The organism is Enterobacter sp. MGH 33, assembly GCF_000534535.1.
In the GTDB taxonomy this organism is placed as follows: Bacteria; Pseudomonadota; Gammaproteobacteria; order Enterobacterales; family Enterobacteriaceae; genus Enterobacter; species Enterobacter hormaechei_C.
On record NZ_KI973212.1, the window covers coordinates 2142623 to 2156656 of the forward strand.

General features: G+C 55.8%; 14 protein-coding genes. 5 read left to right on the top strand and 9 right to left on the bottom strand.

All coding sequences use genetic code 11. The features are described from left to right. Positions 1–22: 22 nt before the first annotated feature. Entirely contained in the window at positions 23–328 is a 306-nt protein-coding gene (locus L379_RS13835) for a hypothetical protein (protein WP_015570790.1), read from the top strand. Here the strand turns inward: L379_RS13835 and L379_RS13830 are convergent, their stop codons facing one another. Next, positions 329–673, bottom strand: coding sequence for a DUF488 domain-containing protein (locus tag L379_RS13830; protein ID WP_032653239.1), 345 nt, complete (start codon positions 671–673; stop codon positions 329–331). Between the two features lie 151 nt (positions 674–824). Between L379_RS13830 and L379_RS13825 the strand changes: the two genes are divergently transcribed. Further along, positions 825–1532 (top strand): CTP synthase C-terminal region-related (seleno)protein, encoded by a 708-nt coding sequence (locus tag L379_RS13825; RefSeq protein WP_017384697.1) that lies wholly within the window; start codon positions 825–827, stop codon positions 1530–1532. Between the two features lie 31 nt (positions 1533–1563). On the opposite strand, the gene L379_RS13820 is transcribed toward L379_RS13825, so the two are convergent. Next, positions 1564–2751, bottom strand: a complete 1188-nt coding sequence (locus tag L379_RS13820; RefSeq protein WP_017384696.1) for a CynX/NimT family MFS transporter — start codon at positions 2749–2751, stop codon at positions 1564–1566. A gap of 99 nt (positions 2752–2850) precedes the next feature. On the opposite strand from L379_RS13820, the gene L379_RS13815 reads away from it, so the two are divergent. Beyond that, complete coding sequence (locus L379_RS13815; protein ID WP_017384695.1) at positions 2851–3642, top strand: AraC family transcriptional regulator; 792 nt, start codon at positions 2851–2853, stop codon at positions 3640–3642. Here L379_RS13815 and L379_RS13810 read toward each other — a convergent pair. From L379_RS13810 to L379_RS13800, 3 genes are all read right to left on the bottom strand, one after another. Next, entirely contained in the window at positions 3626–4072 is a 447-nt protein-coding gene (locus tag L379_RS13810; RefSeq protein ID WP_003857881.1) for a DUF441 domain-containing protein, read from the bottom strand. The two genes, L379_RS13815 and L379_RS13810, sit on opposite strands and share 17 nt — an antisense overlap. A gap of 106 nt (positions 4073–4178) precedes the next feature. Next, a complete protein-coding gene (locus tag L379_RS13805; RefSeq protein WP_032653241.1) occupies positions 4179–6215 on the bottom strand; it encodes a glycoside hydrolase family 31 protein in 2037 nt (678 codons plus the stop codon). Between the two features lie 15 nt (positions 6216–6230). After that, the gene (locus L379_RS13800) at positions 6231–7562 is read right to left on the bottom strand and encodes a glycoside-pentoside-hexuronide (GPH):cation symporter (RefSeq protein WP_047726891.1); all 1332 of its coding nucleotides are present in this window, start codon (positions 7560–7562) and stop codon (positions 6231–6233) included. Positions 7563–7849: 287 nt separating this feature from the next. Between L379_RS13800 and yoaI the strand changes: the two genes are divergently transcribed. Beyond that, on the top strand, positions 7850–7951 hold the full coding sequence (yoaI, locus tag L379_RS26280) for a small membrane protein YoaI (RefSeq protein ID WP_017384693.1): 102 nt from the start codon (positions 7850–7852) through the stop codon (positions 7949–7951). A gap of 20 nt (positions 7952–7971) precedes the next feature. Here yoaI and L379_RS13795 read toward each other — a convergent pair whose 3' ends face one another. From L379_RS13795 to yeaG, 3 genes are all read right to left on the bottom strand, one after another. Then, on the bottom strand, positions 7972–8472 hold the full coding sequence (locus L379_RS13795) for a YbaK/prolyl-tRNA synthetase associated domain-containing protein (RefSeq protein WP_032653242.1): 501 nt from the start codon (positions 8470–8472) through the stop codon (positions 7972–7974). Between the two features lie 99 nt (positions 8473–8571). Next, entirely contained in the window at positions 8572–9855 is a 1284-nt protein-coding gene (locus L379_RS13790) for a YeaH/YhbH family protein (protein ID WP_017384692.1), read from the bottom strand. Between the two features lie 89 nt (positions 9856–9944). Beyond that, positions 9945–11879: a protein kinase YeaG gene (yeaG, locus tag L379_RS13785; RefSeq protein WP_006809140.1), complete on the bottom strand. Its 1935-nt coding sequence runs from the start codon at positions 11877–11879 to the stop codon at positions 9945–9947. A gap of 432 nt (positions 11880–12311) precedes the next feature. Between yeaG and L379_RS13780 the strand changes: the two genes are divergently transcribed. Then, a complete protein-coding gene (locus L379_RS13780; protein ID WP_032653244.1) occupies positions 12312–13058 on the top strand; it encodes a MipA/OmpV family protein in 747 nt (248 codons plus the stop codon). Between the two features lie 66 nt (positions 13059–13124). On the opposite strand, the gene L379_RS13775 is transcribed toward L379_RS13780, so the two are convergent. Next, positions 13125–14009 (bottom strand): D-hexose-6-phosphate mutarotase, encoded by an 885-nt coding sequence (locus L379_RS13775; protein ID WP_032104146.1) that lies wholly within the window; start codon positions 14007–14009, stop codon positions 13125–13127. Between the last annotated feature and the right edge of the window lie 25 nt (positions 14010–14034).

Sequence of the window (14034 nt, forward strand, 5' to 3'; positions counted from 1 at the left end):
CAGTACGTTTGCGAGAAGAAGTATGTTTCAGTTAAAACCGGGCAGCATGGCGATGATCGTGGGTGCGCGTACGGCGGCAGGCCGTCGAAATATCGGTAAATCCGTCGAGCTGTTTGGACTTTGTCAGCCGGGCCAGCGTTTTGTGAACCCGGTTAACGGCGTCATGACGCAATTACCCGCCACGTCAGCGCGTGCGCTGTGGCTGGTCACCGGTGATGTTTACGCCTTTGATAATCAGCACGGCTTTGCGTTTGTTCGCCCGGAACATCTGATGCCGCTTACTCCCGACGAGATGCCACACAACGTGGATGAGCTGGCGATCGGTTAATCACAGTTTACGCAGCCAGTCCGCCAGTACCTGCGCGTGATTCTGCTCCGTATTTTTCGCCCCATAGAGTAGCGTCACGGTCTGCTGTTTGGCGAGAGCCGCCAGGCGTTTGCCTTCATCCGGATGCTGCGCCAGCTCTTTACGATAGGCTTCACTGAACGCGGTGAAATCTATCGTTTCACTGTGAAAAGCTTTTCGCAGTTCGCTGGACGGCGTTAGCGCTTTACACCACTCATCACAGACGAGGTCGGTCTTTTTTATCCCTCGCGGCCAGAGTCTGTCGACCAGGATCCGGTAACCGTCTTTTGAGGTCGCCTGCTCATAAACGCGTTTACATTGAATCATGGGTCCTCCTCATTTCCTTACGACGTTCTGCAAGAACACTATAGCACCCGGCTTTTATCCACCCAATTTAAAATATTGTGATAATTGCAAAAGATCGGTAGTCTGAGGTTCCTTATGTTATCTGAAAAGCCTCCGGCATAAGGAATCTCTGATGGAACTCTCCCCGGTTAAAACGACGCTGCGCATTGCGCTGGTTGGTGATTACAATCCCGATGTTATTGCGCACCAGGCGATCCCGCTGGCGATTGACGACGCCGCTGCGGTTCTGGATCTCACCGCTGATTATGACTGGCTCGCCACGCCTGAGCTGACCAGCGCCGAAGACCTGGTCGGGTACGATGCCATCTGGCTGGTACCGGCAAGCCCGTATAAAAACACCGAGGCGGCGTTTATTGCGGCCCGTTACGCGCGTGAGAACAGCATCCCCTTTCTCGGCACCTGCGGCGGGTTCCAGCATGCGCTGATTGAGTATGCGCGTAATGTACTGGGCTGGCACGATGCAGGCCATGCCGAAACCGACACCGAGGGAAGGATGGTAATTGCGCCGCTGACCTGCTCGCTGGTGGAAAAAACCGACGCGATCGAGCTGCGGAATAACACGTTGATTGCTAAAGCGTATGGCAAGCCGGAAATTCAGGAGGGGTATCACTGCAATTACGGCGTCTCACCTGAGTTTGCCGACCAGCTTGAGCGGGGCGACATGCGCGTAACGGGCTGGGACGAGCAGGGCGAGATCCGCGCGGCAGAGCTGGTAACCCATCCTTTCTTTGTCCTCACGCTGTTCCAGCATGAGCGGGCCGCGCTGCAAGGGCGCCCGGTCGTGCTGGTACAGGCCATGCTGCGGGCGGCGCAGGGATAAAAAAAGCAGACCTCCGGGTCTGCCTTGAATGTCAGCGGGGTGTGATCTCCCGGTCACGCCCGGCAAGCATACCGCATAATGCCATCACCACCGCGGCCAGCGCGCAGGCGAGCAGCGGAATGCGCCAGTCTCCGGCGGTATCGTGAATTTTCCCCATCAGCGGTGGGCCACAGGCCGCCAGAAGATAGCCAATCGACTGTGCCATGCCGGAGAGCGCCGCGGCCTGATGGGCCGAGCTGGCGCGCAGCCCGATAAACGTCAGGCCGAGGATCATGGTGGCGCCGGATCCAAAGCCAAACACCAGCGTCCAGACGACGGCCAGCCCCGGCGCGAACCAGAACCCGGCCGCGCTGACGGCGCACATCAGGGCGACTAGCCCGGCAATGCCACGCTGATCGTTAAGTCGGTGCAGGATCAGCGGAATGGCGAGACCGGGAACCGCGGTTGCCAGCTGGAGAAGCCCGTGCATGGAGCCAGCCTGCGTTTCGCTGTAGCCATGGCTAAGCAAAATCGCGGGTAACCAGCCGATAATGACGTAGTAAATCAGCGAGTTAATGCCCAGAAAAAGCGTCACCTGCCAGGCGAGCGCCGAGCGCCAGATAGCCCGATTGTGCAGCGCGCCCGCTCCGGTCAGGGTGGCGGCCGGCTTCTGGCGCCATTGCGGTAACCACAGCAGCAGCGCCACCAGCGGGAAGAACATCAGCATCAACAGCGCCCCGTGCCAGCCACCACTCCCCAGCGACAGCGGGACGATCAGCGCCGACCCTGCGGCAGCAGCGGCTCCCATCGTCAGCGAATAAGCCCCCGTCAGTTTTGCGACCTGGCCCGGAAAATCACGTTTGATTAAGCCAGGTAGCAGGACATTGCCCAGCGCAATCCCACAGCCCACGATCGCCGTACCGATAAACAGCAGCGAGGCCGACGGCAGCGAACGTACGCCAATCCCGATGCAAATCAGCAGCAGAGCGATAAAAAGGCTGCGCTCCATGCCCAGGCGCCGGGCGACGCCTGCGGCAAGGGGAGAGATAAAGGCGAAGGCCAGCAGAGGCAGCGTCGTGAGCAGGCCGGTTTGCGCCGTGCTTAAGCCATAGTCCTGTCGGATGGTATCGAGCAGGGGGGCGACACCGGTAAAGGTGACGCGCAGCGTCGTGGCAATCATCAGGATGCCTGCAATCAGCAGCGCACCCTGTTTCCCGGAAGGTTGAATAGCAGTAGTCATTATTGTCTCTTACGTTCAGGCGAGCGCATACCATACCGATTTAAGTCGTGGTTGAAATCAGGCTAAAATGACAGTTTATCGCTAATATCGGACAACTTTATGTACGGACTGGGGCTCGATGGCTACGATCCCGATAGCCAGCACGACGCGGCGGTGGCCTTTCGCATCCGCGTGGTGGCACAGGAACAATATATTCCGCTGCATCAGCACCGCAAAGGGCAGCTGATTATGGCGCTGGGGGGAGCGATCACCTGTGAAGTGGAGAACGCGATGCTGATGGTGCCGCCCCAGTATGCGGTGTGGATCCCGGGACAAACGCCGCACAGCAACAAGGCGACGCCCGGCGCGCAGCTCTGTCTGCTGTTTATTGAACCCGGTGCGCTCGAATTGCCGACGCGTACCTGTACGCTGAAAATATCGCCCCTGGTGCGGGAGCTGGTGCTGGCGCTTGCGGACAGGTCACGGGAGGAACTGCCTCTTCCCGCTACCGGAAGGCTGGTTGACGTCCTGTTTGATGAACTGCCCCTGCAACCGCAGGAGCATCTACAGCTGCCGGTATCTCCGCATCCAAAAATTCGCCTGATGAGCGAGACCATGGCAAACGAACCTGCCGCCTGGCAGACGCTGGCGCAGTGGGCCAGCCACTTTGCCATGAGCGAACGCAATCTGGCGCGGCTGGTGGTGAAAGAGACCGGCTTAAGCTTTCGCCGCTGGCGGCACCAGCTCCAGCTGATTGTCGCATTGCAGTTTTTGATCGGCGGAAAGTCGGTTCAGCAGGCGGCGCAGGCGCTGGGGTATGACTCCACCACCGCCTTCATCACCATGTTTAAGAAAGGACTGGGACAGACGCCCGCCCGCTATATCGCCAGCCTGACTACGACTTCCCGATAAACAGCGAAACCAGTCCGGCAGCAATCAGCGGGCCAACCGGCACGCCACGAAACAGCGCCACGCCTAACACTGTGCCCACCAGCAGCCCGGCCACCAGTGAAGGCTGGCTGCTCATCAGCGTCACGCCGCGCCCGCCAAGCCATGAGACAAAAACGCCCACCGCAATCGCCACCAGCGATTTCCAGTTTACAAAGGAGTGCAGCAGCGTTGAGGCCGGTAGCGTTCCGCTGGCAATCGGGGCCATCACGCCGATGGTCAAAATAATGATCCCGATGGTAAGCCCCTGTTTTTCTATCCACGGGAAGAAGGTATTCAACGGTGTGACGCGAACGATGATCAGGACCAGAATGGAAATCGCGACGGTGGTGTTGTGGCTGACAAAACCCAGAGCAGCCAGGGCCAGAAGTATGAGCAGAGTAGGGTCGAACATGACGGGATCCTTGCCAAAAATAGTAAGCCTGCTTACTTTACGCGCAAACGCGACGGCAGGCAGGCTTTACTGAAAAAATTGTCTATTTTTGGGCACTTGCCTGACGTCAGTCCACCAGCTGCTGGATAAGTGGACTTCCTTCGCGGATAAACACCGGGATGGTTTCCAGCGCCGCAGGCACCCGGATATGCTCCCCACCGGCGTAGCGCTCACCGTTGAGAGCGATCCAGCTATTGCCCGTCGGCAGCCAGACATCGCGCTCACGCTGACCGGCCTGCATAACCGGCGCCACCAGAAGATCTTCGCCAAACAGATACTGATCTTCACACGTCCAGCTCTGCTTATCCTGCGGATAGTGCCAGAACAGCGGACGCATGAGAGGGTCTCCGTGCAGATGAGCCTGCTGGTACAACGCGTCAATATAGGGGCGCAGGGTTTCGCGCACGGTAAGCCAGTGCTGCATGATGGCGTAATTCTCTTCTCCGTAACTCCACAGCTCATTAGGCGAACCGCTGTTACACTGAGGAATGCCGTCACGGTAGCGCTCCGGGGGCTGGATCTGCGGTTCGCGATAGCCGTGCATGCGCAGAACCGGTGTAAACACCGCCCACTGGAACCAACGGATCAGCAATTCGTGGAACGCCGGGTCGTTAACGTTCCCTCCCTGGAAGCCACCGATATCGGTTGTCCACCATGGGATCCCCGCCAGCCCCATATTCAGTCCCGCGGCGAGTTGATTGCGAAAAGCATGGAACGAGGAGTGGACATCACCCGACCACGCCAGCACGCCGAAGCGCTGGCTGCCTGCCCAGGCGCAGCGTACCAGGTTAACAATGTCGGTTTCACCATTTGCCTGGAGCCCATCGTAAAAGCCCTGCGCAAAGTCACGCGGGTAGCGATTACCCACTTCCAGCACCGGACCGGCGTGGTAGCGATAGTTGTCAAAATCATAGGCGCGGTATTCCGGTTCGGCTTCGTCCAGCCAGAACAGCTTAATGCCCATGTCGTAGTAATTTTTCTTCACCGTATCCCAGACGAATTTCCGCGCCTCAGGATGGGTCGCATCAAAGAAGGTGGTATTGCCCATAAAATCGAGGTTGACCTGCACGCCACGTTCACTGCTGACCAGCCAGCCTTTGGCTTTCATCAGCGGGTAGAGAGGGCTGCGCGCCTCTACCGTTGGCCACACCGACACCATCAGCGCAATACCCATTTCGCGCAGCTCGTCGACCATCCCTTCAGGATCGGGCCAGTCTACGGGGTCGAAGCACCAGGTGCCCTGATTCGGCCAGTGGAAAAAGTCGATGACCATCACCGACAGCGGCAGATTACGGCGGCGATACTCCCGCGCAACCTCCAGCACCTCCTGCTGGGTGCGGTAGCGTAATTTGCACTGCCACAGCCCGCTGATAAACGCCGGGGCGGAGGGCGGAGTACCGGTGGCTTTCACATACTGGCGGGTGATATCCGCCACCGTATCAGCGGCGGTGATCCAGTAGTCCATTTCTCCTGTGACGCGGGCGCGCCATTCCGTCTGATTTTTTGCAAAGCTTGCTTCACCAATCGCCGGATTGTTCCAAAGCAGGCCATAGCCAAGGCTGGACTGCATAAAGGGCACGCTGGCCTGGGAGTTGCGCTGCGCCAGTTCCAGCGTACAGCCTTTCAGATCCAGCCACGGCTGTTGATACTGACCCATGCCATAGATGCGTTCATCCGGACGCGATTCAAACCGGACGGTGAGCTGATATTTCCCCCCCATTAGCGGCTTAAATTCGCGGCCATCCAGCTTCAGGGCGCTGACATATTTATCCTGACTTTTCTCGCTGGCACCGATACCCACCGTTGAGCGCTGGCGCCACATCTCCTCCAGCAGCAGTTCGCCGCGCTGATTGTAGAAGGCCAGCTGACCTTTAAGGTTCAGCGTCGCGGTAATATTGCCGTTGCGCAGCGTCAGGCTTTCCGCTTCGGCGACAATCTCAGCCTGGCAAGGGGCGGCGGGCAACAGTGCCTGTAAAGCGTCATCAAAAGCCGGAGAGCAGGTGGCCCTGACGCGCAGGCTGTTTTCCCCCCACGGTTCAATACGCAGGATCTGGCGTTCAAAACGCCATTCGATGCTGTTGGAATGTTGGATCAGCTCACTCATGGATAACGCGTCCTTCTAAACAGGGTGTTTGGCAAGATGGATGGATTGCATTGTGCTGTCGTCGAGCTTGTACCAGCGCAGCGTGGCAAACGCGCAGAGTGACAAGACGCCAGGCACGACGGTGAAGAGGGCGATGATGCAGTACATGGCCGTGGTGGTCTGTTCCGGGGCATTGGCGACATAGCCGCTTAAGCCCAGCGTCCAGCCAACAATCGCGCCGCTGATCGCCATCCCCAGCTTGAGTACGGCGAGGAAGGTGGAGAAGATCACGCCGTCCATGCGTTTGCCCTGTTTCCATTCGCCGTAATCGGCGACGTCCGCCATCATTACCCACATCAGCGTGGTGGTGGCCTGGTAAAGGGTGGAGACGATAAACGTCATGGGCACCAGAATAAGCACTGACTTCGGCGCAAAGAACAGGGCGATGCTGAGTACCCCCGCCAGTACGGAACAGTATCCAAACATCTGCACTTTGCTGACGTTCTGCGTCAGACGTTTGGCCAGCGCGCTGCCTGCGGCTTTCCCGAGAATATGCGCCCCGAGCATCCACATAAAATAGCTCGCGCTACCGAGATAATAAGTCACGAAATACATCATTGCGCCAAGGCGAATAACGCCAAAACCAATGTTGGTTAATACCAGGACGGCGACAACCCGCCATTGGTCGTTTCGTAATAAATCCCGCAGTTCCGCAAGATAATTATTGTGGGTAGCGGGAGCCTTAATACGTTCACGCGTATTGGCGAAGCAGATCCAGAACATGATGACCGCGACGGTCGCCATAATGGCCATCGCCCAGCGGTAGCCCAGTAATTTATCATCGCCGCCTAAAAACTCTGCCAGCGGCATCATAAAGAATGTCGACAGCGCGCCGCCTAGCGTGGCCAGGAAAAAGCGATAAGACTGGAGGGAAATTCGCGCATCGTTGTCGGGCGTAATCACCGCGCCCATGGAGCAATAGGGAATATTGATTGCGGTATACATCAGCATCATCAGGGTATAGCTGACGGTGGCGAAAATCATTTTACCGTGCAGATCGAGCGATGCCGGCACAGCGTAGGTCAGCAGACAACTTGCGCCAAAGGGCAGCGCCAGCCACAGCATCCAGGGGCGGAATTTGCCCCAGCGCGTGCGCGTCCTGTCTGCGATATAGCCCATCGCCGGGTCTATTATGGCATCGGCGGTTCTCGCCAGAAGAAACATGGTGCCCACGAATGCGGCAGGTAGCCCCACCACGTCCGTATAGTAAAACGTCAGAAAAATAATGACGTTATCCAGCCCAATATGGCTCGCCATATCGCCTAACCCATAACTGATTTTTTCTTTACGGGTAATTATTTCGGTCATTGTATTCACCTTGCCATTGTAAGGTTTATTTATGAGGTGCTCCGTAAACAGGTTTAACCAGGATGAAAAGGTTAACAATTGCGAGATCTGGCATTGGGGTTACGTAAATTTCTTTTCGTGATACCGGTAACAAATAAAGTATTTAAACAGTGACTTTATACGGGGGAAGGATAGTTAACAGCGAATCGTTTCAGCGGAAAAATAGTTATTTCGCGGACGCGTCATTGTCATTTAACTGTCATTGTGCGGGGGTAAAAAAGAGGCAAATGGGCAAAGCAGAGGGCATCATGAACGATCCTATGTTTGTCGAAACGCTGATTATCTCCTCATCGTTTTTTATCATCGCGATTATTTTGATTGCTTCCGTGCTGCTGCTGGAAAACGGCTGACCGTTAGCCAGCCGCTGTATTTACTGTTTACGGAACGTCACCAGTTCAGGACGAGCGATACGCAGATAGTCCTGGGTATCCATAATCACCGATTTTTCCAGCAGGCCGGCGTTAAACGCGATCTCGTCGAAGCGCTCAAACAGCAGCGGATCGGCGACCAGCGTCAGATCCGGGTGAAAGCTGAAGGGGGGAATGGCGCCGAAAACGCAGCCGGTAAGCGCATCCACTTCAGCCGGACTGGCGAGCGAGGCCTTTAGCCCACCGAAATGACTGGCCAGCAGGCTCAGATCGGCCTGCCGATCGGCGGCGAGGATTGCCAGAATATGTTTCTTAACGCCGTTGCCTTTTACCTTGCAGACCAGTGCTTTTGCACCCTGTCGGAGATCGGTCCCGCGAATTTCACTGACCGCTTCGCATTTCCCAACGGCCTCATGCGCCACCACGCGAAAGCGCGCCTCCTGCTCGGTTAATAAGCTGATTAGCTGCTGATGGGTCGTCGTCCCGGTCACGTCATCAGACATAACGATTTCACCTGTGATTTGCCAATACGTAGCTTGCTACATTAGCACGGGACGGAGAGGGCTGAAAGAAAACAGCCAGCGGGTGCGCTGGCTGTTGGGTCATGCGTTGCTGGTGGACGACTGTTTCTGGAACAGTTCCCGGAAGACCGGGTAGATGTCATCCTGGTCACGAATGTGCTGCATCGCAAAGTTATCGAACATCGCTTGCAGATGCTCATACTCACGCCACAGCGTCTGGTGGGCGCGACGGGTAATTTCAATGTAGCTGTAGTAACGCACCACCGGCAGGATCTTCTTCGCCAGAATTTCATGACACAGCGGCGAGTCATCCGCCCAGTTATCGCCATCCGATGCCTGCGCGGCGTAGATATTCCACTGCGCCGGATCGTAGCGCTCCTTCACCACCTCGTCCATCAGCTTCAGGGCGCTCGACACGATGGTGCCGCCGGTCTCCTGCGAGTAAAAGAACTCATGTTCATCCACCTCTTTCGCCTGAGTGTGATGGCGGATGTAGACCACCTCCACGTTCTTATACGTTCTGCTCAGGAACAGATAGAGCAGAATATAAAAACGCTTAGCCATATCCTTGGTGGCCTGATCCATTGAACCTGACACGTCCATCAGGCAGAACATCACCGCCTGGCTGGAAGGCTCCGGCCGTTTTTCGTAGTTCTTGTAGCGCAGGTCGAACGTGTCGATAAACGGCACCCGGTCGATCTTCGCCCGCAGTTCGGCGATCTCTTTTCGCAGGCGCTCCTCTTCCAGCAGTTGCGCCGGTTCGGTGTTTTCCACCACTTTCAGGCTGGTTTCCAGCTCGCGCAGTTCGCGCCGTTTGCCTGCCGTCATCGCCGTGCGTCGCGCCAGCGAGTTTTGCAGTGAACGCACCACGCTGATGTTGGCGGGCACCCCGTTTGCGGTATAACCCGCGCGATGGGTTTTGTATTCGTTGAGCTGACGGTGCTGATTCTTTCTCAGATTCGGCAGGGCCAGATCCTCAAACAGCAGGTCGAGATATTCGTCTTTTGAAATCTGAAAGACGAACTCGTCCTGGCCTTCACCGTCCTGGCTGGCCTGTCCCTGACCGCTGCCAGAACCGCCGCCTCCGCCTTGTGGCCGCTCGATTCTGTCATTCTGGACGAAGTGGTCATTACCTGGGTGCACGCGATGGCGAAGGCCGCCACGCCCCTGATGAAACATCGGTTCGCTGATGTCATCGTTAGGGATGGAGACGGATTCGCCGCTGTCGACGTCGGTCACCGAGCGTTTGTTGATGGCCTCGGAGATCGACTGTTTAATTTGCGCTTTATAACGGCGCAAGAAGCGCTGGCGATTCACCGTGCTCTTGTTTTTGCCGTTAAGACGCCGGTCAATAAACCAGGTCATATATCCCCCGTACTGCATTTGCCAACTTGCAGCGTCCGTAAGTGCCGGACATTTTGTTGGCCCGGTAAGCGCGTTACCGGGCACTTGTTTTAAGACGATTTACGCACGCGCAGATACCATTCACAGAGCAGGCGGACCTGTTTGCGGGTATAGCCTTTCTCCATCATACGGTCGACAAAATCGTCGTGCTTTTTCTGCTCGTCGGTTGAGGTTTTGGCGTTGAACGAGATGACCGGCAACAGCTCTTCCGTGTTAGAGAACATTTTCTTCTCTATAACCGTGCGCAGTTTTTCGTAGCTGGTCCAGTTCGGATTGCGGCCATTGTTATGTGCTCTGGCGCGCAGCACGAAGTTCACAATCTCGTTTCGGAAGTCTTTCGGGTTGCTGATCCCGGCTGGCTTCTCAATTTTTTCCAGCTCTGCGTTCAGGGATTCACGGTCAAACAACTGGCCGGTATCCGGGTCGCGGTACTCCTGATCCTGGATCCAGAAGTCAGCGTAGGTGACGTACCGGTCGAAGATGTTCTGGCCGTATTCAGAATAGGATTCCAGGTAGGCGGTCTGGATCTCTTTGCCGATAAACTCGGCGTATTTTGGGATCAGGTAGCCTTTCAGGAACTCCAGGTAGCGTTCAGCCTGCTCCTGTGGGAATTGTTCACGTTCAATTTGCTGTTCCAGCACGTAGAACAGATGAACCGGGTTAGCGGCCACTTCCGCGTGGTCGAAGTTAAAGACGCGGGAGAGGATCTTAAACGCGAAACGCGTCGACAGACCGTTCATCCCTTCGTCGACCCCGGCGTAATCGCGGTATTCCTGGTACGATTTCGCTTTCGGGTCGGTATCCTTCAGGCTTTCGCCGTCATACACGCGCATTTTTGAGTAGATGCTGGAGTTTTCCGGCTCTTTCAGGCGCGACAGGATCGAGAAGCGCGACAGCGTTTCCAGTGTTCCCGGTGCGCAAGGGGCATGAACCAGCTCACTGTGGTTGAGCAGTTTTTCGTAAATCTTGATCTCCTCGGAGATCCGCAGGCAATAAGGCACTTTGACGATGTACACACGGTCAAGGAACGCCTCATTGTTTTTGTTGTTACGGAAGGTCACCCATTCAGATTCGTTAGAGTGGGCGAGGATAATCCCGTTAAACGGCAGGGCGGAAATACCTTCCGTCCCGTTGTAGTTCCCCTCCTGGGTGGCGGTCAGCAGCGGATGCAGCACTTTGATCGGTGCTTTAAACATCTCGACAAATTCCATAATCCCCTGGTTGGCGCGGCACAGCGCACCGGAATAGCCGTAGGCATCCGGGTCGTTTTGCGCGTGATGCTCCAGCTTACGGATATCGACTTTACCCACCAGCGCCGAGATATCCTGGTTGTTCTCGTCACCGGGTTCAGTTTTGGCAATGGCGATCTGCTCGAGGATAGACGGCCACACTTTCACGACGCGGAATTTGGTGATGTCCCCGCCAAACTCGTGCAGACGTTTTGCCGCCCACGGCGACATGATCGTACCGAGATAGCGATGCGGAATGCCAAACTCTTTTTCCAGAATCTGCGCATCCTCTTGCGGATTAAACAGGCACAGCGGATGGTCATTGACCGGGCTGCGCTCGCCGTTGGCGCTCAGCACATAGATCGGCACGCGCTGCATCAGCGCTTTCAGCCGTTCAGCCAGAGAGGATTTACCCCCACCGACCGGACCCAGCAGATAAAGGATCTGTTTCTTCTCTTCCAGCCCCTGAGCGGCATGCTTCAGGTAGGAGACGATCTGCTCAATGGCGTCTTCCATGCCATAGAACTCTTCAAACGCCGGGTATCGGGCGACCACCCGATTCGAAAATAGACGGGAAAGCCGTGGCTCCAGGGCAGTATCAACCATGTTTGGCTCACCAATAGCCATCAATAGCCGTTCTGCCGCATTGGCATAGGCACTGCGATCTTGCCGACAAATGGTAAGAAACTCCTGCAGTGTGAACTCTTCGTCCTTGGCAGCTTCGTAGCGCTGGCGATAGTGATCGAATATATTCATGGCATGCCGTCCTTTCGTTTTTTAGCACAGGATAAGAGCCGTTCGTATGAGTAGTGGAGGCTCCCGGAAGAGAATTTTTCGCACCTCACTGCCAGAGCAGCAACCTGTGTGCCAGGTCGAAGGCTATGAACCGCAGGGTGTTCAGCAAAACCTCTTCTTAAATTAAAGCGTAGATGGCAATTGCAAAACTTGCATACGGATAAAATCTACTTTCAATGACATATCAATAACTCATCCAAAAATTTCCACTGCGGTTATAAGCGAAAAGTGGGTTTTTCATTTATCGGTCACATAAATGAAAGCGGGATGTCATCTGAAAAATGAAAAATAACGGGTTAATCAAACGGATTAGCGCGCAAAAAATTTTGGGATGTACGGGAATGGCGGTTACACTTCACCCGCTGATTATTTGACTACAGGAAAGAATGGATTGTGACCAAACTCAAACTTCTGGCATTGGGCATCCTTGCCGCTACCGCAGCGAGCACCGTACAGGCTGAGAGCCAGTGGACTGTTGGCGCGGGTGCTGGCGTGATTAACAGCCCGTACAAGCAGTATGACCGCGACGTTTATCCTGTCCCCGTTGTCACCTATGAAGGCGATAACTTCTGGTTCCGTGGGTTGGGCGGTGGCTACTATCTGTGGAACGATACGGCCGATAAGCTCTCCATCATGGCCTATTACGATCCAACGCACTTTAAACCAGGCGACAGCGACAGCAATGCGCTTCGTCAGCTGGACAAACGCAGAACCTCACTGATGGCGGGGCTTTCTTACGTCCATAATACCGAGTATGGCTTCCTGCGCACTGCGCTGGCGGGCGATACCCTGGACAACAGCAACGGCTTCATCTGGGATCTGGCGTGGCTTTATCGCTATACCAACGGCGCAGTGACGCTGACGCCGGGTATTGGTGTGCAGTACAGCAGCGAGAATTACAACGACTACTACTATGGCGTGTCTAAAGCGGAGTCTCGCCGCAGCGGTCTGAAGAGCTACAGCGCGGATGATGGCTGGGACCCGTACCTGGAACTCACCGCCTCGTATAACTTCCTCGGTGACTGGAATGTGTACGGCACTGGCCGTTACATTCGTCTGAGCGATGAAGTGAAAGACAGCCCGATGGTCGACAAGTCCTGGTCTGGCATCTTCTCCGTGGGTGTGACCTACAAGTTCTGACCAGAACGTGATGCATTAAAACGGGGCGCTAGCGCCCCGTTTGTTTTTTATGATGCCTGAACAATATTAGCGCTTCACAATCTTGATCGTCTGGCCTAAGCGGGACGGTTTTTCTTCGCTGGTTTTCTGCGGCGCGGTCACGCACGCGGTTTCCACGCACACGAAGGTCTTGTAACCGTCATCCGGGATATCCGCCATGCTGACGGAAAGGGCAGGGCCCGGGTTCCAGCCCACCACGTTGCTGTGGTGGTGATGAACCACATCAATACCGCGGTTCAGCGCGCTGTCGTGGATGACGCTACAGGCTTCCGGGTGCAGATACACGCGGTCGGTACGATCCGGGAAAGTCTGCACGCCGTCGTCCAGCTTGCCTTCTTTCGCGTTATCCACTTTGTCGATAAAGGTATCGCCAAGTCCGCTCACCTTAACGGCCTGAATGTCGCCTACGTTGAAATAGGTGTGCAGGGCGGACGTTGTTTCAAATTCGCCGTGCGCTTCCAGTTCAATCTCGCAGGTTTTACCCAACTTGAAGCGGGCATACAGGGTGAACTCGTGTGGCCACAGGGCACGCGTTTCATCATTCGCCTGGAGTTCAAAGGTCAACACCGCACCGTTTTCATCTTCATTGTGGGCTTTCAGCGTCCACTGCTGGTTACGGGCGAAACCGTGTGAGGGTAAACCCTGCTGCGCTGACGGGCCAAACCATGGCCAGCAGATCGGTACGCCGCCGCGGATCGCCGCCCCTTTTTTGAACGAGGTGGCCTCGCTCAGCCACAGGCCTTCTTCTTCACCTTCTGGTTTCCAGGAGAGCAGGTGGGCACCATTGAGCGCTACGGAGGCTTTAACGCGCGGATGATCAACGACGATGATATCGGCACCGTCGATCTGACGGCGGGAGAGCACAGGGGTAAGTTGTTCGACTACCGGAAGTGCAAAAATTTTATTAATCATTAAGCAATCCTCTGTCTAAAAACAA

Bases quoted from the DNA above. Each gene is read 5' to 3' on its own strand.
- L379_RS13810 (WP_003857881.1), bottom strand. From the start codon at position 4,072: ATGTTCGACCCTACTCTGCTCATACTTCTGGCCCTGGCTGCTCTGGGT.
- L379_RS13790 (WP_017384692.1), bottom strand. From the start codon at position 9,855: ATGACCTGGTTTATTGACCGGCGTCTTAACGGCAAAAACAAGAGCACG.
- L379_RS13775 (WP_032104146.1), bottom strand. From the start codon at position 14,009: ATGATTAATAAAATTTTTGCACTTCCGGTAGTCGAACAACTTACCCCT.
- L379_RS13830 (WP_032653239.1), bottom strand. From the start codon at position 673: ATGATTCAATGTAAACGCGTTTATGAGCAGGCGACCTCAAAAGACGGT.
- yeaG (WP_006809140.1), bottom strand. From the start codon at position 11,879: ATGAATATATTCGATCACTATCGCCAGCGCTACGAAGCTGCCAAGGAC.
- L379_RS13795 (WP_032653242.1), bottom strand. From the start codon at position 8,472: ATGTCTGATGACGTGACCGGGACGACGACCCATCAGCAGCTAATCAGC.
- L379_RS13825 (WP_017384697.1), top strand. From the start codon at position 825: ATGGAACTCTCCCCGGTTAAAACGACGCTGCGCATTGCGCTGGTTGGT.
- L379_RS13820 (WP_017384696.1), bottom strand. From the start codon at position 2,751: ATGACTACTGCTATTCAACCTTCCGGGAAACAGGGTGCGCTGCTGATT.
- yoaI (WP_017384693.1), top strand. From the start codon at position 7,850: ATGAACGATCCTATGTTTGTCGAAACGCTGATTATCTCCTCATCGTTT.
- L379_RS13800 (WP_047726891.1), bottom strand. From the start codon at position 7,562: ATGACCGAAATAATTACCCGTAAAGAAAAAATCAGTTATGGGTTAGGC.
- L379_RS13805 (WP_032653241.1), bottom strand. From the start codon at position 6,215: ATGAGTGAGCTGATCCAACATTCCAACAGCATCGAATGGCGTTTTGAA.
- L379_RS13835 (WP_015570790.1), top strand. From the start codon at position 23: ATGTTTCAGTTAAAACCGGGCAGCATGGCGATGATCGTGGGTGCGCGT.
- L379_RS13815 (WP_017384695.1), top strand. From the start codon at position 2,851: ATGTACGGACTGGGGCTCGATGGCTACGATCCCGATAGCCAGCACGAC.